This is a genomic window from Lysobacter sp. H23M47, from assembly GCF_015209765.1.
GTDB lineage: Bacteria > Pseudomonadota > Gammaproteobacteria > Xanthomonadales > Xanthomonadaceae > Novilysobacter > Novilysobacter avium.
On the sequence record NZ_CP063658.1, the window covers coordinates 118000 to 137418 of the forward strand.

A 19419-nucleotide genomic window follows, 5' to 3' on the forward strand; every position below is an offset into this window, starting at 1 on the left:
CGGACCGCAACGCGCCGCCGCTTGATCGATCCCGCGGCGACTCAGTCGGCCGGACACGCCGGGTCGCGCCCGGCGTAGACGGCGCAGATCTCCTGCCGGCACTTCAACCCCTTGGAGGTGTTGGCCGGGGGGCATTCGCGCAGGTTGGACTGGATCTGCTGCGATCGCGTCGGCTGAATGCCGGTCGACGCGTTCTGCCTGCCGGCGACGACGCTCGCCTCGTCGCTCTCCATTTTCCGGATCAGGGTATCCAGCCCGCTGGCCGGCGCCGCCTCCGCGGCCTGGATGTTGCCCAGCAACGTGGCCATCAGGTCCGGTTCGCCAGCGCGCGCACCCGGGTTCGTTCCACGGGCTCGCGCGGCCCGCGGCGGTGTCGCGACAGGCGGCCTGCTTCGGGCCGGTTCGCCGGGCGTAAACGGGTTCGCACCGTCCGGTCGAGCGGTCGCCACGACTGCCGCAGTCGGGGTTGACGCTGCAAACGGGGAGGCCAGCGGGTCGTCCGCGCCTTCGCCGAACGCTGAACCGTCCCCAGCATTGGGAGGTGCATTGGGGCCGCTGCCAGGCGAGGGCTCTTCGATGATGGTGGCCGCGCCGCGACCAGCATCGGCCGCGATCCCGGCGGTCCCGGATCCGGCGCGCATCGGCGCATCGGCCGGCGAAAAACCTATCCGGCGGTTTCCCGATTGCCACCACCACAGCAGCGCGAACACACTGACGGCCGCGGCCGCAAGAATCAGCAGTTTCCTTCGCGGAGCCGGGCCTGTGCTGACCGCGGCGGTCTTGCCACCGTCCATGTCTGCTAGGATCCGCGCCGGCGACGGGCCGATCGCAGGGCTTGGGACGCCGGCCATCAGGCTCGGGCGACGGGGTTTGGCATCTTGCCGATCCACGTGGACTCCTTTCCAGACCGCCAATCCGGCTGGTTACGGTCCGGGCCGGGCCGGACAATGTGCCCGGGCATTCTGCGTTGGGGTCGCAGTGGCGTCAATTGGATGGCCTGGTGGACGGTCAGGTGGGCAACAGGGACGGTGGCAACATGCTCGCGCTTGGGATGGCGGTGTTTTTTCTGGTGACGGTACTGCTGGCGTGGCTGGCGGTCTTTCCGGCTGCGCGCGACGGTGTGCTGGCCGGGGTCGGTCGCTGGCGCGCGCGGATGGCAGCCGCGGCGGGACGCTGGCAAGACGGCGCGGGCACGCGCGCCGGCAACTCCTCGCGCGCGCTGCGTGGAGGCAGCGCGCGACTGGGGCAGTTGCTGCACCGCCGACGCTGGCTGCTGGTCGCGACCGTAGCGGCCCTGGCGCTTCCACCGTTGCTGATCCTGCAATTCGGTCGCCAGGTGCTGTGGGACGACTTCGGCGGCGGCGCGGGCTTCAGCGCGGACAGCCATGTGGTGGAACTGCTGCGCGGTGAGCGCCTGGCGCCTCCGCCGGAACTTCCGCCCGCCGTGTTTATCGCCGCGGAGGCCGCGCAGATGCGGGGTGCAGCGGTCGTGGCCCCGCAAGAGATCTCCAGCGCCGATCGCAAGTGGGCGCGCATCGCGCCGGACTTCCAGCAGCGGGTGCTCGCGATCTACCGCGTCATGCGCGAAGTGCACGGTTACGAGATGGTGCTGGTGGAGGGCTATCGCAGCCCCGAACGGCAGGCGTCCCTGGCGGCCAAGGGCGGCGCAGTCACCCGTGCCGGCGCCGGCCAGAGCTGCCACCAGTACGGTCTCGCGGTCGACAGCGCGCTGTACCGCGACGGCAGGCTGCAGTGGGACATGGAGGATCCGTGGACCCGTCGCGGCTACTTCCTGTACGGCGAATTGGCGGTCGAGGCAGGCCTTGAATGGGGTGGCAACTGGCGCAGCATCAAGGACTACGTCCACCTGGAATTGAAGTCCGATTGCCGCCAGGCGCGTCGCGCGGCGGGTCGATGAGGGGCTCATCGGCTGGCGCGGCAGGTGAAAACCGGGGGCTGCACCTGCTATCTTGACCCGCGGCGCAGGAAAGCCGGATGCCCGAAGGGCAAAGCCAGGGAGCAGGGCGATGTGGAAACCCGTTGATGTTGCCTACGCGTGGATCACCCGCGGCGACGCCGTGGCCGGTCGTTAACGGGGGGCGGGACCGTGCGTCCGGATACGCGGCAATGAGGGTGGGTGCGCTCATCCGGGGACTGCTGGGAATCGCGCTGGCGTTCGGTGCGGTTTGGCTGGTCGCGATCCTCTATTGGCGGTCCAGCGGCGCGACGCCCGGCACGCCGCAGATCGTTGGCACTTTGTTGCTCCTGCCCCTGTTGCTGGTCGCTGGCTTTCTGCTGCTGCGGGCGCTTGCTCGCCGGCGCAAGGCGGGCCACGAACAGACGGCGACGGATTCGATTGCGGGCAGCGCTAGGGCTCAGGACGCAGCCGAGCAGGTCGAAGCCGACCGGATCCTCTACCTGCTGGACAGCGCCGCCCTCACACGCGTCGGCAGCGGCGGCGAAGTCCTGGCCGGAGCGCTGTTGCAGCCCCAGCGGCCCTCGCTGCATCCATCCCTGCGCGACCAGATGGGCCTGCCGATATTTGCCGCCCAGGTCGATGATCTGGACGTGGAGCCTGTCCGCGCTGCCGTCGAGGCCTTGCTGCCGGAATCGCGACCGCGCTCGCCGGGTCTTGCCGAGGACCAGCTGCGCGCGCTGGCGCTGCTGGAGACGGTCGTCGAAGACCTGCTGTACGCCGCGCTGCCGTTCGCGGACGTGGACCCGGTGGCTGCGCCGTCCGCGGACACGGCGATGCACCCTCATGCCATGCAGCACTCGCGTTCCTCGCGCGCGCTGGCGCCCGCGCCGCAGGCGCCGGTCCTGCACATCCGGCTGCTGCTGCCGGCCCACTGGCCCGAGCCGGTGCGTCGCGCTTGCCTGGGCTGGATCGCCGACAAGGCCGCCACGATCGGATTTGCCAGCGGCACGTTCCGCATCAGCGTCGAGCCGGTCGCCGGCGCCGCCGATGCGTGGCGGGTGATCGACCGGCTGGCCCAGCCCGACGCGCATGCCGACGCCGCGCCATCCGACACCCACCTGCTGCTGGCGGCGCACAGCCTGGTGGACGAGCTCGCGGTCAGCCGGCTGGATGCGACCCGCAGCCTGCTGGTCAGCGGGCATCCGGAGGGACTGATTCCCGGCGAGGGCGCGGCCGGCGTGTGGCTGTCGACGCAGACTCCCGGCGACGGGCGGGAAGTGCCGCCGTTGCGGCTGCATCGCGTCCTGCACGGACCGGCGGGACACGGACGTACGGCCGGGCGCGAGCTTGCGTCGCTGCTGCAGCGCGCGCTGGCGGTCGCCGCGCTGCCCGCCGACGAGGTCGCCGCCGTCTTCAGCGACGCCGACCACCGTCCCAGCCGCGCGATCGAGATCGCCGGCGCGATGACCGTCTGCCTGCCCGAGCTGGACCCGGTCGAGCAGGGTCGCCACCTGGGTCTGGTCTGCGGCGAGACCGGAGCGGTGGCGGTCCTCGCGTTGCTCGCCGCTGCGGCGGCGCAGGCCACGGCCGAAGACGCGCCGGTCGTGCTCGCGTCGGTCGCCGACGGCACGGTGCGTTTTGCCGCCGCGCTGTCGCCCGTGCCCCGCCCTGAACCCCCAGCCGCGCCCGCGGCGGAACCCGTTTGACGATCATGGATGCGTAGATGAGCAGCTTCTGGACCAACCTTCGTTTCTGGCTGAGGGACTACCGCGTGCTGGCCGCGCTGGGCATCGCCATCGCCGCCGCCGTTGCCTACTTCGGCAGGGACTTTCTGATGGCGGCGGGCGGCTGGCTGGTCGCGCTGCTCGTCCTCGCCGTTGTGGCCTGGCTGGCGTTCCTGCTCGTGCGCAAGCTCCGCACGGCGCGCGCCGCAAAGCGGCTTGACAGCATGGTAGCCGAGCACGCCGACAACGCGGTTACCGCCGCCAAGCCCGCCGCGCGCGCGGATGCCGAGGTCCTGCGCGAGCGCATGGCCGAGGCCGTCAAGGCGATCAAGACCTCGCGCCTGGGCCAGATGAAGGGCAACGCTGCCCTCTACGAGCTGCCCTGGTACGTGATCATCGGCAACCCCGCCGCCGGCAAGAGCACCGCGATCCTCAACTCGGGCCTGCGCTTTCCCTTCGAGGACAACCGCAGCAACGTGATCCATGGCCTGGGTGGCACCCGCAACTGCGACTGGTACTTCACCACCGAAGGCATCGTGCTGGACACCGCGGGTCGCTACACGGTCAGCGCCGAGGACCGGCTGGAATGGCTGACGTTCCTGGACCTGCTCAAGAAGCACCGGCCGCGCGCGCCGATCAACGGCATCATCATTGCCGCCTCGATCGCCGAGCTGTCGGGCAGCAAGCCCGAGTTCGCGATCGACCTGGCCAAGAACCTGCGCCAGCGCGTGCAGGAGCTGACCGAGCGGCTGGAGGTCCACGCCCCGGTCTACGTCGTATTCACCAAGGCCGACCTGATCAGCGGCTTCAGCGACTTCTTCCGCGGCCTGGATCCGGCCGAGCGCGAAAACGCCTGGGGCGCGACCCTCCCCTACGAGCTGGACAGGCAGGGCGCCGGCAGTGCTGAAGGCGACGCGCTGGAATCGTTTGACCGGCACTTCGACGTGCTCGCCGACGGACTGCGCGAGATGGGCCTGGCACAGATGGCGATGGCCCGCGGGCGCGATGTCAGCCCGGGCCTGCTGGCGATGCCGATGGAGTTCGCCGGGATCAAGCCGGCACTGCGGACCTTCATCGCCACGTTATTCGAGGAGAACCCCTACCAGTTCAAGCCGGTGTTCCGCGGCTTCTATTTCACCAGCGCCCTGCAGGAGGGCGTCACCGTGCAGCCCGCGTCGGAGCGCGTGGCCCGCCAGTTCGAACTGCACGGCGGCAGCCCCACCGGGGAGACCGTGGCCCCCGCCGACAGCAGCCACTTCCTGCTCGGCCTGTTCCGCAAGGTGATCTTCGCCGACCGCCAGCTGGTCCGGCAATACTCCAACCCCGGCCGGACGCGAGTGCGTTACGCGGCCTTTGCCGGTGCCGTCGCCGCGCTGGCGCTCGTGCTGGCGGGCTGGACCTGGTCCTACAGCGGCAACCAGCAACTGGTCGCCGACGCCACCGCGGACCTGGCCAAGGCGATCGCGGTGCAGGCGGAAAAGGTCGACCTGCAGTCGCGCATCGAAGCCCTGCTCGTGCTGCAGGACCGGCTGGAGCAGCTGCAGCGGCATCGCGATGACCACCCGCTCAGCCTTGGACTGGGCCTCTACCAGGGCGCCGCGGTGGAAGCCAAGCTGCGCGAGGAGTACTTCCACGGCATGCGCCAGCTGATGCTGGTGCCGGTGTCGAGCAAGCTGGAAAGCTACCTGGGCCAGGTCGTGGCCCGGCGCAGCGAACTGAAGCCGCCGTCGCTGACCGGCGCACCGTCCGACAGCGATGACGGCGCGGACGATCCCGCCGCCACCAGCGACACCCGCCTGTACGAGGACGCGGTCGCGACCGACTCGCAGGACGCCTACAACGCGCTCAAGACCTACCTGATGCTGGGCAACCACGAGCGCGTGGAGGCGACCCATCTGAGCGACCAGCTGACCCGGTTCTGGCGCGGCTGGCTGGAGGCCAACCGCGGCGCGATGACCCGCGAGGAACTGCTGCGCGCCGCCGGCCGCCTGATGACCTTCCACGTCCAGCAGTCCGCCGACCCAGGCTGGCCGCAACTGGAGCTCAAGTACAGCCTCGTGGACGACAGCCGCGAGGCGCTGCGCCAGGTGATGAAGGGCACGCCCGCGCGCGATCGCGTGTACGCCCAGATCAAGGCCCGTGCAGCAACGCGCTTCAGCCCGGTCACCGTGGCCAGCCTGCTGGGGGACAAGCAGGCGGGCGGCGCGGTCACCGGCAGCCACCAGATTCCCGGGACCTTTACCCGCAAGGCGTGGGAGGACTACGTCCAGGGCGCGATCAAGGAAGCGTCCAGCACCGAGTTGAGCAGCACCGACTGGGTGCTGGAGGCGACGGTGCAGAACGACCTGACCCTGGCCGGCAGCCCGCAGCACATCGCCCGCGAACTGGCGGCGATGTACAAGGCCGAATACGCGCGCGAGTGGAGCAAGTTCCTGCAGGGCATCAGCGTCACCCGCTTCGACAATTTTGAAGAAGCGGTGAGCCGGATGAACCGTCTCGGCGATCCGGTCAACTCGCCGCTGCGGCTGCTGCTGGAAGCCGTCAACCGGGAAACCGTGTGGGACAACCCGGCCGCCGCCAACGCCACCGCCGGCGCGGTCAAGGGCGGCATCGCCGGCTGGTTCAACCGGGTGGTCATGCGCCGCAACCCGACTTCGATCCCGGTCTCGGTGGACCCGCAAACCGGCGAGAAGGGTCCGGTGGAGGCCGGACCGCTGGGGCAGAAGTTTGCCGGACTGGCGCGGCTGCTGGTCGAGCACGACGGTGGGCCGGCCCTGCTGCCGCAGTACTTCGAGGCGCTGGGCAAGGTCCGCAGCCGCTTCAACCAGATCAAGACCCAGGGCGATCCGGGCCCGGGCGCACGCAAGCTGATGCAGGAGACGCTGGACGGCGGCTCCGAACTGGACCTGGCCTTGAAGCTGGTGGACGAGCAGATGCTCAACGGTCTGGCCGAGGACCAGCGCAACACCCTGCGCCCGCTGCTGCTGCGCCCGCTGGTGCAGGCCTTCGCCGCGCTGGTACGGCCGACCGAGGGCGAGATCAACCAGACCTGGACGGCGCAGGTGCTGCGCCCGTTCGAGGACGGCATCGGCCAGCGTTACCCGTATGCGCCGGAGGCGACGGTGGAAGCGGCGCGCGCGGACATCGAGCAGATCTTCGGCCCGCAGGGCGCGATCGCGAAATTCGGCGAATCCGCGTTGGGGTCGCTGGTCATCCGCCGCGGCACGATGCTGACTCCGCGCCAGTGGGCCGACATCGGCATCAATCTGCGCCCCGAACTGGTGGCCGGCTACGGGCGCTGGGTCGGCGCCACTGCTGCCGGCGAGGGACCGACGATGGTCTTCCAGGTCCTGCCGCTGGCGGCGCAGGGGCGCGAATACACGATGACCGTCGATGGCCAGCAGATGCGCTACCGCAACACCCCGCCGCAATGGCACACCTTCCAGCTGCCGGGCGAGGGCGTGCCCGGGGTGCAGATCCATGCCGTCACCGGTGACGGACGGACCGTGGAGGTGTTCAACGCGCCCGGTGACAACGCGACCTCGGCGATGTTCGACGCTGCCGAGAAGACCAGCCTCGGCCGCCAGCATTACCGGCTGGGCTGGACGCGCGACGGCGCTCGGGTCGAGGTGGAGCTGCGCATCGTCAGCACGGTGGAATCCAACGCCGGTGCCAATGATGCCCTGGGCCTGAAGCTGCCGGCGGTGGTGGCCGGCGCGGCGTTGGCGGCGCAACCCGCGCCCAGCGCGACCACTGCGGCGGCATCGCCCGGCGGTGCGCAGTAATGGTGGCGGTGGAGACGGCGCACCCGGTCAGCTACTTCGGCAAGCTGCCCAGTCGCGGGGACTTCGTGCGCACCCCGGAAAGCCACCAGCTGATGATGCTTCTGGACCGCTGGGCCGGGCAGGGACTGGAATTGCTTGCCAGCGATCCGGGCTGGAAGCAGCTCTACGACCAGGCATCGCCGCTGCATTTCGCCTTCGTCGGCTCGCGCAGCCGGCTGGCGATCGGCGGTCATTACCTGCCCAGTCGGGACAGTTCGCAGCGCCGCTTTCCCTTTCTCGCTGCGACGCGGTTCGAGGTGGCCCAGCCGCTGGCGTTCATCGGCCGCAGCCCGCTGGCGCTGTCGCGGCTGTGGTCCAGCCTGGCGCGCAGCGGGCAGCAGATCGTCGCCGCCGAGGATCCCGCCGAGCCGCTGCGCCAGCTCGCCGACGGGCGGGTTGCGATCAACACCGACCCGCGCGTCTACGACGCCGCCTTCGATGATTTCATCGAGTTGCAGGACATCGGCTCGTTGCAGGCACTGCTGCGCCAGTCCGGCTACCCGCAGCTGCAACTGCGCTGGTTGCTGCCCGCGCTGGGGATGCTGCTGCAGCCGGTCATCGCCGGCGGCGCGACCCAGGTCGACAAGGGCCTGTCGCTGCCCCTGCCGGTGGACGCGCTGTACCGGCCGTTGGTGGCCGCGTTCTGGCTCGACCTGTTGGCCGGCTTCCTGGGCCGGGCGGACTTCGAACTCACCGTGCTGGTATGTGATGCAGCGACGGCGTCGGCCGCGGGTCCGCGCCTGCTGATCGGCTTCAACGGCGCCGACGGCCGCCTGCTGCAGGCGACGCTCGACGGCCGCGTCGGCCAGGAGCAGCTGATCGCGGTCGATGACGCCGAATGGGTCGAGGACCACATCGCCGGCGACTACGCCCTCAACCGGCTGGTCAGTTATCTGGATCGCGACCAGCTCTCGCTGCGGGCCGCACGCAAGACGTTCAACGAGACCTTTCTTGGAATCTGACATGCGTACACACCCTGTTCTGGCGGCGACCGGCCCGCTCACCTCTTGGCTGCTGGCTATCGGCCTGCTGCTTTCGCCGGCGGCAGCGTTCGCGCAGACCGGAGGTCCAAGCGGCACCGCGGCGGAGAAGCCGGTGGTCGCCGCCGGCACCGTGCCCGACGAGGCGACCCGGGCGGCGATCCTGCAGCGGCTGCGCGAGCTCTACGGCGCCAACCGGGTGGTCGACCGGATCGACGTGGACGCGGTGATCGCCCCGCCCAACTGGAGCGACCGCGTGCTGGGCATGCTCGGTCCGGACCTCAAGCAAGTGTCCGGCGGCGAGCTGGCCATCGACGGCAACAGCGTGCGCATCAGCGGTCAGGTCGGCAACGAGGCGGCGCGGCAACAGGTCGCCAGCGCGATAGCGACGGGCGCGGGTCCAAGCTACGTGCTGAAGAACTCGCTGGTCGGCGGCGGTGGCAGCAAGCAGGACCTGCTGGACCAGACCCTGGCCGACCGCATCATCGAGTTCAAGAGTGGCAGCGCGACGCTGACCGACGGTGGTCGCGCGATCCTGGACGAGATGGCGGTGGCGCTGGAGAGTGTCGGCCAACAGCAGGTCCAGGTGATCGGCCACACCGACAGCGTCGGCTCGCGCGAGTCCAACATCGCCCTGAGTCTGCAGCGGGCGATCGCGGTGAAGGCCTACCTGGAGCAGCGTGGCGTCAGCGCCGACAACCTCAGCGTGCAGGGTTTCGGACCCGACCGGCCGGTGGCCGACAACGACAGCGATGACGGCCGCGCCCGCAACCGCCGGATCGAATTCCGGGTGATGTAGCCGGACGCCAGCGCCAAACGGCTGGCCATTGTCCGCCGGCGCACTAGACTGGTGCGATGAGCATTCGACCCTTTCTGGAACACACTCCCCGGCTCGGCGCGCGCGTCTACGTCGACCCGGCCGCCACGGTGATCGGCAACGTCGTCCTGGAAGACGACGTCTCCATCTGGCCCGGTTGCGTGGTCCGCGGCGACGTCAACTCGATCCACATCGGCGCGCGCACCAACATCCAGGACGGCGCGATCATCCACGTCACCCACGAAGGCCCGTTTACGCGACCGGGCGGGTTTCCCACCGTGATCGCCAACGACGTGACCGTTGGCCACTCTGCCGTGATCCACGCGTGCCGGCTGGAGGAGTTCTGCCTGGTCGGCATGGGCGCGGTGGTGCTGGACGGCGCGACGGTCTCGCGCTTCGGCTTTGTCGGTGCCGGCGCGGTGGTGGCGCCGGGCAAGACCGTGGGCGAGGGCGAGCTGTGGCTCGGTAGTCCGGCGCGCTTCGTGCGCAAACTGTCGGAGCGCGAGCTGGAACAGCTGCGCCACAGCGCGCAGCACTACGTGCAGCTGAAGGATGCCTACCTGCAGATGGCCGCCAGCGCCTAGATTCCCAGGTTACGCAGGATATAGAACACCACCACGCCGATCATGGTGGTCACGCCTGCCCACATCATCACCGGTCCGGAGCCCGATTCGCGCCGGGTGAAACCGACGATCAGCATCACCAGACCGACCAGGGTGATGATCAAACCGCTTTTCAGGATCGGGTCCACGGTTCGTGCAGCCTCTTATGCGACGGTCGTCGCGCCGCTCTCGGCGCGCAGCTCGGCGTAGATCTCGTCGGTGCTCGGGCGAACGCCGTGCCAGACCTTGAAGCTCTCGGCGGCCTGTTCCACCAGCATCCCCAGGCCGTCCATCATCTGGTCGGCGCCGCCGGCGCGCGCCCAGGCCAAAAAGCCGATCGAGGCCTCGCCGTAGCCCAGGTCGACCACGTCGCCGCGCGGCGCGATCAGCGACTGCGGCAGCGGCAGCTCGCCCCCGTCGGCCGCGTGGCCGATCGAGGTGGCGTTGATGATCAGGTCGAACACGCCCTGGGTGTGCAGGTCGGCGAAGTTGCGCGGATGCACCCGCGCAGGATCGCCCAGCAGGTCGGCCAGCGCGTCGGTCCGGCTGTCGGTGCGGTTGACGATCATCAGGCCCGCAATACCCGCATCCAGCAACGCCGGGGCGACCCCGTGGGCGACCCCGCCGGCACCGATCAGCAGCACCCGGCGGCCGCGCAGGTCCTGGCCATGGCGATCGGTGAGGTCACGCACCAGCCCGAGGCCGTCGGTGTTGTCGCCGGCCCAGCCGGTGGCGGTGCGGGTCAGGGTATTGACCACGCCGCAGCGGCGCGCGCGGTCGCTCAGGCTCTCGCAGGCCGCGGCGGCACGCGCCTTGTGCGGCAGGGTCACGTTGGCGCCCTTTCCGCCGGCGGCCGCGAACCCGGCCAGCGCGTCGTCGAATTCCTCGGCGGTCGCGTCGATCAGGCCGTAGTCCATCGCGATCCCGGTCTGGCGCGCGAACGCGGCGTGGATCCGCGGCGACAGCGAATGCGCGACAGGGTGGCCGATCAGGGCGAATCGGGGAGTGGACATGGGGACCTCGCTTGGACAGTGGATTGGTGGCCGGGGCAGGCAGCGGCGTGACGTGCGGTGGCGGGCCCCTTCTGCCGCCCAGTCTACGGGGAGTCAGCGACGCCCCGGGTGACCGCGCTCAGTCCTGCTCGCGCAGCCAGCGCGCGGCATCCAGCGCGAAGTAGGTCAGCACGCCATCGGCGCCGGCGCGCTTGATGCTGGTCAGCGCTTCCAGCACGCAGGCGCGCTCATCCAGCCAGCCATTGAGGATCGCCGCTTTCAGCATCGCGTACTCGCCGCTGACCTGGTAGGCGAAGGTCGGCACGCCGAACTCCTCCTTCACCCGCCGCACGATGTCCAGGTACGGCATGCCGGGCTTGACCATCACCATGTCGGCGCCCTCGGCCAGGTCCAGGCTGACCTCGTGCAGGGCCTCGTCGGTGTTGGCCGGGTCCATCTGGTAGGTCTTCTTGTCGGCCTTGCCCAGCGCGCTGGCGCTGCCGACCGCGTCGCGGAAGGGGCCATAGAACGCGCTGGCGTACTTGGCGCTGTAGGCCAGGATGCGGGTGTGCAGGTAGCCCTCGACCTCCAGCGCGCCGCGGATCTCGCCGATGCGGCCGTCCATCATGTCGCTGGGGGCGACGATGTCCACGCCGGCGGCCGCATGCGACAGCGCCTGCTTGACCAGCGCCTCCACGGTGAGGTCGTTGATGACGTAGCCGTAGTCATCCAGCAGGCCGTCCTGGCCGTGGCTGGTGTAGGGGTCAAGCGCCACGTCGGTGATCACACCGAGGTCCGGGAAGCGCCGCTTGAGCGCACGCACCGCGCGCTGGCACAGACCGTCCTCGTCCCAGGCGGCGGCCGCGTCGAGCGACTTCGCCTCCGGCGCGGTGACCGGGAACAGCGCGAGCGCGGGGATCCGCAACTCGCTGGCCTGCTCGGCGACACGCAGCAGTTCATCGATCGACAAACGCTCCACACCGGGCATGGACGGGATCGCCTCGCGGCCCTCCAGCTCGTGCACGAAGACCGGATAGATCAGGTCGTTGCTGGTGAGGACCGTCTCGCGCATCAGGCGACGGGAGAATTCATCGCGGCGCATCCGCCGCGGACGCACGTAGGGATAGCTGCTCATGCCGCCCATTCTACGACGGCCGGTCGCGCCGGGCTGTTCCGGAAGAGCGCTCCTGAACGGGCGCTCAGGAACGTGCGGGCCGCCGCGTGCCGCGGATCAGATGATGCCGCCGCCGATGCTGAGGCGGAACACCGCCACCGCGATCACGATGCCGTTGAGGATCAAGCCGGCCTTGGCCCGGCCGCGGCTTTCCGCCCGGGTCAGCATGATGCCAATGGCCGCGACGATCGCGCCGACGGCGGCGAACGGGATCAGGAACCAGTTGCCCCATCCCAGCAACGGGATCAGCGCGATCACCATCCAGATCATCGCCACGATGCCCCACAGCAGGCTGATCAGTCCCATCTTCGTGTCTCCTTCGGGCGGCCGGTGGCCGCGATGCCGCCAATATCACCCGGCCGGGTGCTCCGGTCGAGCCTCATAGGTCATGCGAGCCGTCGATCTCCAGGGCCAGCTCGCCGCGGCAGACCTGCGCGTGCAGGAGGATCCGCGCCACCGCCGGGTCCAGGCGCCGGTCCAGCAACCGGCTGACGTGGTCGAGCTCGGCGGCGTCGCGCACGTACACCTTCAGCCGCGAACCGGCACCGAAGCCCTCCGGCAAGCCGGGCCGGTGCTCGCGCGCGGCGCCGATCAGGCTGGCGAAATTGGCCAGCGTCTCGTCCAGCTGGGTGGCTACCGAGTCGGCGTGCAGCGAACGGTGGCCGACGATGGCCGCCGTGCCCGAGAGCAACAACGGCATCGCCGCGCTGGCTGGAAGCATCGCCCGCGCGAAACTGGGCGGTTGCGGGCCGTACTGGCGTGGGTAGCGCCAGGCGCTGATCTGGCGCGGATTCTCCAGCGGCCGCCCTGGCGTCTTGGACGCGAGCCAATAGATCTGCAGCTGGCGGCGGCCGTCAAGGCGTCCGATGGCGGTCGCGGCCGGCAACCGGCCCGGCTCGTAGTCGCCCAGGCCGGCGGCGCGGCCGATGCAGAAACGCCGGTAGCGCTCCTCGTCGCCGTCGCCATCGGTGATCGCGTCCAGATAGTTCCAGATCCGCAGCAGGTGCGGGTAGCCGCACCCGGCGGTGAAGGCGAGCAGGCGCTGGTAGGCGTCGCTCGCGGCCGCGCCGATGTCCTCGCCGTCCGGCTCGTCCAGCTGCAAGGCGCCGAACTGGAGATGACGGTCTTCGGCCCAGGCCACGCCGTCGGTGCGGCCACGGCTGACGGGGCCGTCGCTGCGCCAGACCTCCAGCGGGGCCGGTCCGTGCGGCTGCAGGTTGACCCGCAGGTAGCGCGGATCGTCACTGGACGGCGCGGCGTCGCCAAAGCCGAATACCGCCAATACATGGGCATCGGCCAGCACGGAATCCAGCGGGTCGTTGCTGTAGCTGATGTCCAGGCCAGCGGCGGCAGGGGCGGTCAGGGCGATGCCCGTCATGCCGCGGTGTGCCGCGGGCCGGGGAAGGCAAGCAAGCGGCTCGTGGTAATCCGGCCACACGTCAGCGCGGCCGGAAAGAGCGGATGGGGTGCAAAAAAGTTCATGCCGGCCATGATAACCGGAGCCCTTGCGAGGGCTGCGTGGTTGCGCCCGGCGGCGGCATGCCGGATCGTTGCCCGATCCCATCCAATGGAAGTCCTTCGATGTCCGCACAAAGCCCCGCCGAGGCCGCCCTGGCCCAACTGCTGGTCGACAGTCTCAACCTGGAAGACGTGGTGCCCGCCGAGATCGATCCCGAAGCGCCCCTGTTCGGCGAAGGCCTGGGCCTGGATTCGATCGACGCGCTCGAGCTGGCGCTGGCGATCAGCAAGGAACACGGGTTCCAGCTGCGCTCCGACAACGAGGACAACCGCCGGGTGTTCGCGTCCCTGCGCTCGCTGTCGGCGCATGTGGAGCAGAACAAGGCCAGCTGACGCACTGCCGCGCCAGCGCAGATGATGGGCATCGTGCTGCTGCGGGTCGTGCTCGCGGCGGCCTACCCGCTGCTGGCCCATCGCGCCAGCGTGGATGCCAACAACGCCCTGGCGATCGTGGCGCTGTTCGATCTGGTCCTGGTCGTGCTGCTGGAGCCGCTGCTGCGCGCCCGCAGCTGGGCCTGGTTGCTGCTGGCGCTGGCCTGCGCCGGCCTGTGGGCGATGCGCGGCAGCGATGTGCCGGTGGTGCTGCTGTTGGGTCCGCCGGCGTTGTTCGCCGCGCTGATCTCCTGGTTCTTCGGCCGCAGCCTGCGCGCTGGGCGCGTGCCGGTGATCACGCGGATCGCGGCGGCGATGGAAGGTTGCCCGCCTGATGCACTGGAGCCGCGCCTGCTGCGTTACACGACGCGGCTGACCCTGGCCTGGGCGGTGCTGCTGGCCGTGCTGGCGCTGGCGGACAGCGCACTGGCGGTGATCGCGGTGCCCGATGGCGTGCTGGCCCGGCTGGGCTACCCGCCGCTCATCAGCGTGAGCCAGCAGGCCTGGTCGTGGTTCGCCAACCTGCTCGACTACGGCATCCTGGCGGTCTTCTTTATCGGTGAGTACCTGCTGCGCAAGCGCTGGTTCCCGGATCCGCCGTATCGCAACTTCGTCGACTTCCTGCGCCGCATGGGCCAACTGGGGCCGGGTTTCTGGCGGGACATGTTCCGCTGACGCGGTTCATCGTGCTGGCTTATCCTTGCCGGTCCGCAAGCCGCAGCGTGAAAACCCCCGTGGTCCCCGTGCCGTTCCTGATCGCCGCCGACCATCCCAGCCTGCCGGGCCACTTCCCCGGCCGCCCGGTGGTGCCCGGCGTGGTGATCCTGGACCGCGTACTGGAGTTGATCGAGTCCCTGCACCCGGAAGTGGCCGGCGCGCCGCTGCGCCTGCCGCAGGTCAAGTTCCTGCACCCGCTGCTGCCGGAGCAGACCGCGTCGATCGAGCTGGAGCTGCTGGGCGAAGCGGCACCGCTGCGCTGGCGCTTCCGCATCCTCCGCGGCGACAGCCTGCTGGCCAGCGGCGAAGTGGCCGCGGGGTCGCCTTCGTGAGCGACAGCTGGGTTGAACGGCCCGAGGGCGGCAGCCAGTTTGCGTTCGGATTGATACGCACGATCGCCGAAGTGGTCGGGCGCGGGCCGACCCGGTTGCTGCTCTGGCCGATCACCGCGTACTACGTGCTCGCCCGCGGTCCGGAACGCCGGGCCTCGCGCGCTTACCTCAGCCGCGTACTGGGGCGGCCGGCGCGGTGGCGCGACGTGTTCCGCCACGTGCACGTGTTTTCCGCGACCATCCTGGACCGCGTGTTCCTGCTGGGTGGCCAGCTCCCGCGCTTCGACCTGCGCGTGGAAGGCGTGGAGAAGCTGCTGGAGCAGGTCGACCGCGGCCAGGGCGTGCTGATGTTCGGCTCCCACCTGGGCAGTTTCGAGGTGCTGAGGATGCTCGCCACCGAGCGCCCGCAGGTGCAGCTTCGGGTGGTGCTGGACGTCGGCCACAATCCGGCGTTGACCCAATTGCTGGATGCGCTGAATCCGGGCGTTGCAAAGACCGTGATCGACGCCGGCCAGGACGGCCCTTCGCTGCTGCTGGCGATCAAGGACGCGACCGACGCCGGCGCGCTGGTGGCGATGCTGGTCGACCGGGTCCAGCCCGGTAAACCGTCGTGCCCGGCGAATTTCCTGGGCGGGGTCGCACACTTCCCCACCGCGCCCTGGCTGGTGGCCAGCGTGCTGAAAGTGCCGGTGCTGCTGGGTTTTGGCCTGTACCGCGGCGGTCGCCGCTACGATCTGCTGTTCGAGATGTTCGACCGGTGCATCCGCATCGAGCGCCGGCAGCGCCAGCAGGCCCTGCAGGGAATCATTCAGCGTTACGCCGACCGCTTGCAGCACCATGCCCGCAACGCCCCTTACAACTGGTTCAATTTCTATGACTTCTGGCAACCCGAAGATGAAGCGATCGACCTGGCTCGCGCGCCTGACCCGGCTGGACCTGCGTTGGCTGGCGGCACCGCTGTTGCTGGCGAGCGCGCTGGGGGCGAGCGCGGCTGAGCCAGCGTCCGGCGAAGCGGCCAGCCCGGGCTGGATCCTCGGCAAGCTGGCCCAGCCGGCGCCGATGGCCACCCCGTTCGTGGAAGTGCGCGAGTCGCGGATGCTGAAAAACGCGCTGCGCCTGAGCGGCGAGTACCGCCGCCCGCAGGACGGCGTGCTGGTGCGCGCGGTGCGCGACCCCTACGTGGAGACCACCACCATCCACGCCGGGCAGGCGACCATCGAGCGCGCCGGCCGTGCGCCGCGGACGTTCTCGCTGGCTCGGGCCCCTGAGCTCGCCGGCCTGCAGGACAGTTTCGGTGCCCTGCTGTCGGGCGATCGCGCGGCGCTGGAAGCGCTGTACCGCCTGCGCAGTGAAGGCACCCGCCAGCAGTGGAGCCTGGAGTTGACCCCGACCGCGGCGGAGCTCGCGCGCCGCCTGCAGGCCATCACCCTGTACGGCCAGGACGCCGAGCTGCGCTGCATCGAGACCCGCATGGTCGATGAGCCCAAGCCGCAGCGCACCCTGCTGGCCAGCGCCGCCGAGGCCGCGCCGGCCGTGGTCGATGCCGACGGCCTGGCCCGCCTTTGCCATCAGGGCGTCGCCTCCCGATGAGTCCGCGTCGGCGCCTCTCGCTGGCCCTGGTGTGGCTGGCGCTGTTGCTGGTGGGCGGCTGGTGGATCAGCCAGCAGCTGCAGCTCACCGGCGACCTGCGCAAGTTCATGCCCGAGGCGCGCACGCCGGCGCAGAAGCTGCTGATCGACGAACTCGGCGAGGGCCCCGGCTCGCGTCTGCTGCTACTGGCGATCTCCGGCGACCGGCCCGAGGTGCTGGCCCGGCAGTCGGCGGCGATGGTCACCGCGCTGGCCGGCGATCCGGCCTTCAGCCTCGCCGCCAACGGCGGGGTGGCCGGCCTGGAGTCGATACCCGAAGCGCTGCGTCCGTACCGCTACCTGCTCTCCACCACGCTGGATCACCAGCCGCTGGACGCCGCCTACCTGTCGGATCAGCTGGAGGCGCGGCTGCAGGACCTGGGCTCGCCGATGGCCGCGCTGGTCGAGCCGCTGCTGCCGGCCGATCCGACCCTGGAGGTGCTGGCGCTGGCCGACACCTGGCAGCCCGCCACGGCGCCGCAGCAACTGCACGGGGTGTGGTTCGACCGCGAGGGCAGGCGCGCCCTGCTCGCGGTGCAGACCACCGCGGCCGGCTTCGATCCCGGCGGCCAGGAGGCGGCGCTGGCGAAACTGCATGCGGCGTTCGACGCGGCCCGCGGCGACAGCAGCTCGCAATTGCTGGTCAGCGGTCCGGGCGCGTTCGCGGTCGAGGTCGGCGGACGCACCCAGCGCGAGGCCAGTTTCATCGGCAGCCTGGACGGCGTCATCTTCTCCCTGCTGCTGCTGATCGCCTACCGCAGCTGGCGGGTTCCGCTGCTGGCGGCGCTGCCGCTGGCCAGCGGCGGTTTGGCCGGCATGGCCGCCGTTGCGCTCGGGTTTGACGGTATCCACGGCATCACCGTGGCCTTCGGCTTCACCCTGATCGGGGTGGCGCAGGACTACCCGATCCACCTGATCAGCCACCAGCGCCCGGGGCTGTCGCCGTGGGACAACGCGCGCGCGCTGTGGCCGACGCTGGGCACCGGCGTGGTCGCGACCTGCATCGCCTACCTGACCTTCCTGATCTCCGGCGTGGACGGTTTGAAGCAGCTCGCGGTGTTCACCATCGCCGGCCTGGGCGTTGCCGCGCTGACCACGCGCTACCTGTTGCCGGGCCTGATCGACACCACCGAGAACGGCGGCAAACCCTACGACGCGGCGTCCTCCTCGGCGATGGCCAAGGTGTGGGGCCATTTTTCGCGCTGGCCGCGGATGGGCGTGACCACCGGCGCCCTGCTGGGCGCGGCCGGCCTGGCAGTGATCTGGTTCGTGCCCGGGCCGTTCTGGCAGAACGACCTGTCCCGCCTGACCCCGGTGCCGGAGCACCTGCTGGTGCAGGACGGCCAGTTGCGCGCCGAGCTGGGCGCGCCGGACGTGCGCTACCTGATGGTCATCCAGGGCGCCGACGCCGAGGCCGCGCTGCAGGCGTCCGAAGCGCTGCAGCCGGTGCTTGTGCAGATGCAATCGGAGGGGCTGCTGAAGGCGTTCGACCTCGCCTCGCGCTACCTGCCCAGCGCGGCCACCCAGCGCGCGCGCCAGGCGCGTTTGCCGGATGCGCCGACCTTGCAGGCGGCACTGGATGCGGCGGTGGCCGAAAGTCCGTTCCGTAGCGATGTGTTCGCCCCGTTCCTGAGCGATGTCGCGGCCGCGCGGGCTGCGCCGCCACTGACCGCGGCAGACCTTGCGGGCACGCCGCTGGCGGCGCGTGTTGACGGCCTGCTGTTGCGCAGCGACTCGCACGCCACCGCGCTGGTCGCGCTCAGCGGGCTGGAGGATCCGGTCGCCGTGGCGTCTTTGCTGGCGCCGCACGGAGCGCAGTTGCTCGACCTCAAGGACGCCTCCGAGTCGCTGGTGGCCGAGTACCGCACGCGCCTGCTGTGGGCACTCGCGCTGGCGGCGGTGCTGCTGGTGGCGACGATCTGGGTGGCCCTGCGCGACGTGCGCCGCACCCTGCGGGTGCTCGCGCCGATGGCGCTGGCGATCATCGTGCTGCTGGCGGTGCTGCGCGGTTTCGGCGTCGAGCTGAACCTGTTCCATCTCGTTGCGCTGATCCTGGCCTGCGGCCTGGGGCTGGACTACGGCCTGTTTTTCGACCACGCCGGCGACAGCCGCGAGGGCCAGCTGCGCGCCCTGCACGCGATCATCGTCTGCAGCCTGGCGACGCTGCTGGTGTTCGCGCTGCTGGCCACTTCCAGCATCCCGGTGCTGCAGGCAATCGGCAGCACCGTGGCCTTGGGGGTTGTCTTCAACTTCGTGCTGGCGCTGCTGATCGTGCGTCAGCCGGCCGCGGAGTCCGGCGAAGGCGCGACGCCGGGGCCGATTGCCGAACACGGTGGCGCGGAGCTGCTCCAATGAGCGCGGACCTCCAGGCCATCGATGCCCAAGCCATTGCCAGCCTGATCCCGCACGCCGGCTCCATGAGTCTGTGGGACCGGGTACTGGAGTGGGACGATGCCAGCATCCGGCTGAGCGCCGAGCGCCACCGCGATCCCGCGCACCCGCTGCGCAGCGGTGAGCGGCTGCGCGCGGTGCACCTGTGCGAATACGGGGCGCAGGCGATGGGGGTGCACGGCGGCCTGCGCGCCAGCCGTGCCGGCGGCGTCGCCCGGCCGGGGCTGCTGGTGGCCCTGCGCGGGGTGGCGTTGCATGTGGCCCGCATCGACGACCTGCCCGGCGCCCTGGAAGGCGAGGCACGGCTGCTGATCGACGGCGACAATGGCTGGCAATACGAATTCCGCGTCCTGCACGCCGGCGCACTGCTGGCCGAGGGTCGCGCGGCGGTGATGCCCGCGCCGGCCACGCAGGCCGACTAGCCCGACCC

At 70.4% G+C, this 19419-nt stretch carries 19 protein-coding genes; 13 read left to right on the forward strand and 6 right to left on the reverse strand.

The annotated features are described in order from the left end of the window. Window positions 1-41: 41 nt before the first annotated feature. On the reverse strand, window positions 42-794 hold the full coding sequence (locus tag INQ43_RS12835) for a hypothetical protein (RefSeq protein ID WP_228062556.1): 753 nt from the start codon (window positions 792-794) through the stop codon (window positions 42-44). 206 nt (window positions 795-1000) lie between these two features. Between INQ43_RS12835 and INQ43_RS00545 the strand changes: the two genes are divergently transcribed. The 6 genes from INQ43_RS00545 to INQ43_RS00570 all read left to right on the forward strand — a co-directional run bounded on the left by INQ43_RS00545 (window position 1001) and on the right by INQ43_RS00570 (window position 9847). Next, window positions 1001-1918: a M15 family metallopeptidase gene (locus INQ43_RS00545; RefSeq protein ID WP_228062557.1), complete on the forward strand. Its 918-nt coding sequence runs from the start codon at window positions 1001-1003 to the stop codon at window positions 1916-1918. 209 nt (window positions 1919-2127) lie between these two features. Beyond that, window positions 2128-3624, forward strand: a complete 1497-nt coding sequence (locus INQ43_RS00550) for a hypothetical protein (RefSeq protein ID WP_194036772.1) — start codon at window positions 2128-2130, stop codon at window positions 3622-3624. Window positions 3625-3641: 17 nt separating this feature from the next. Further along, window positions 3642-7427 carry a type VI secretion system membrane subunit TssM gene (gene tssM / locus INQ43_RS00555; RefSeq protein WP_194036773.1) on the forward strand — a complete coding sequence of 1262 codons (3786 nt, stop codon included), beginning with the start codon at window positions 3642-3644 and terminating at the stop codon, window positions 7425-7427. Continuing rightward, window positions 7427-8428: a type VI secretion system-associated protein TagF gene (gene tagF / locus INQ43_RS00560; protein ID WP_228062558.1), complete on the forward strand. Its 1002-nt coding sequence runs from the start codon at window positions 7427-7429 to the stop codon at window positions 8426-8428. The genes tssM and tagF overlap by 1 nt, the downstream gene beginning before the upstream one ends. Window position 8429: 1 nt before the next feature. After that, window positions 8430-9245 carry an OmpA family protein gene (locus INQ43_RS00565; protein ID WP_194036775.1) on the forward strand — a complete coding sequence of 272 codons (816 nt, stop codon included), beginning with the start codon at window positions 8430-8432 and terminating at the stop codon, window positions 9243-9245. Between the two features lie 56 nt (window positions 9246-9301). Further along, a complete protein-coding gene (locus INQ43_RS00570; RefSeq protein WP_193985308.1) occupies window positions 9302-9847 on the forward strand; it encodes a gamma carbonic anhydrase family protein in 546 nt (181 codons plus the stop codon). Here the strand turns inward: INQ43_RS00570 and INQ43_RS00575 are convergent. From INQ43_RS00575 to INQ43_RS00595, 5 genes are all read right to left on the reverse strand, one after another. After that, the gene (locus tag INQ43_RS00575) at window positions 9844-10014 is read right to left on the reverse strand and encodes a hypothetical protein (protein WP_194034703.1); all 171 of its coding nucleotides are present in this window, start codon (window positions 10012-10014) and stop codon (window positions 9844-9846) included. The two genes, INQ43_RS00570 and INQ43_RS00575, sit on opposite strands and share 4 nt — an antisense overlap. 15 nt (window positions 10015-10029) lie before the next feature. Next, on the reverse strand, window positions 10030-10878 hold the full coding sequence (aroE, locus tag INQ43_RS00580; RefSeq protein ID WP_194034704.1) for a shikimate dehydrogenase: 849 nt from the start codon (window positions 10876-10878) through the stop codon (window positions 10030-10032). Window positions 10879-10996: 118 nt separating this feature from the next. Next, window positions 10997-11992, reverse strand: coding sequence for a porphobilinogen synthase (hemB, locus tag INQ43_RS00585; RefSeq protein WP_194036776.1), 996 nt, complete (start codon window positions 11990-11992; stop codon window positions 10997-10999). Window positions 11993-12088: 96 nt separating this feature from the next. Beyond that, the gene (locus INQ43_RS00590; protein WP_193985316.1) at window positions 12089-12337 is read right to left on the reverse strand and encodes a hypothetical protein; all 249 of its coding nucleotides are present in this window, start codon (window positions 12335-12337) and stop codon (window positions 12089-12091) included. Window positions 12338-12410: 73 nt separating this feature from the next. Continuing rightward, window positions 12411-13409, reverse strand: a complete 999-nt coding sequence (locus INQ43_RS00595; RefSeq protein WP_343221391.1) for a pteridine-dependent deoxygenase — start codon at window positions 13407-13409, stop codon at window positions 12411-12413. A 203-nt stretch (window positions 13410-13612) separates the two neighbouring features. Here INQ43_RS00595 and INQ43_RS00600 point away from each other — a divergent pair, with 203 nt between their 5' ends. The 7 genes from INQ43_RS00600 (at window position 13613) to INQ43_RS00630 (ending at window position 19411) form a co-directional block, all read left to right on the forward strand. After that, the gene (locus tag INQ43_RS00600; RefSeq protein ID WP_193985318.1) at window positions 13613-13882 is read left to right on the forward strand and encodes a phosphopantetheine-binding protein; all 270 of its coding nucleotides are present in this window, start codon (window positions 13613-13615) and stop codon (window positions 13880-13882) included. A 21-nt stretch (window positions 13883-13903) separates the two neighbouring features. Further along, window positions 13904-14596, forward strand: coding sequence for a ketosynthase (locus INQ43_RS00605; protein ID WP_194036777.1), 693 nt, complete (start codon window positions 13904-13906; stop codon window positions 14594-14596). A gap of 68 nt (window positions 14597-14664) precedes the next feature. Continuing rightward, window positions 14665-14970 carry a hypothetical protein gene (locus tag INQ43_RS00610; RefSeq protein ID WP_194037495.1) on the forward strand — a complete coding sequence of 102 codons (306 nt, stop codon included), beginning with the start codon at window positions 14665-14667 and terminating at the stop codon, window positions 14968-14970. Then, window positions 14967-15965 (forward strand): acyltransferase, encoded by a 999-nt coding sequence (locus INQ43_RS00615; protein ID WP_194036778.1) that lies wholly within the window; start codon window positions 14967-14969, stop codon window positions 15963-15965. The genes INQ43_RS00610 and INQ43_RS00615 overlap by 4 nt, the downstream gene beginning before the upstream one ends. Beyond that, the gene (locus INQ43_RS00620) at window positions 15865-16560 is read left to right on the forward strand and encodes a LolA-related protein (protein WP_228062560.1); all 696 of its coding nucleotides are present in this window, start codon (window positions 15865-15867) and stop codon (window positions 16558-16560) included. Before INQ43_RS00615 ends, INQ43_RS00620 begins: the two co-directional genes overlap by 101 nt. Further along, window positions 16557-18953 (forward strand): MMPL family transporter, encoded by a 2397-nt coding sequence (locus INQ43_RS00625; protein WP_194036779.1) that lies wholly within the window; start codon window positions 16557-16559, stop codon window positions 18951-18953. The genes INQ43_RS00620 and INQ43_RS00625 overlap by 4 nt, the downstream gene beginning before the upstream one ends. Beyond that, window positions 18950-19411 carry a phosphotransferase gene (locus INQ43_RS00630; RefSeq protein ID WP_194036780.1) on the forward strand — a complete coding sequence of 154 codons (462 nt, stop codon included), beginning with the start codon at window positions 18950-18952 and terminating at the stop codon, window positions 19409-19411. The genes INQ43_RS00625 and INQ43_RS00630 overlap by 4 nt, the downstream gene beginning before the upstream one ends. The last annotated feature ends 8 nt before the right edge of the window (window positions 19412-19419 follow it).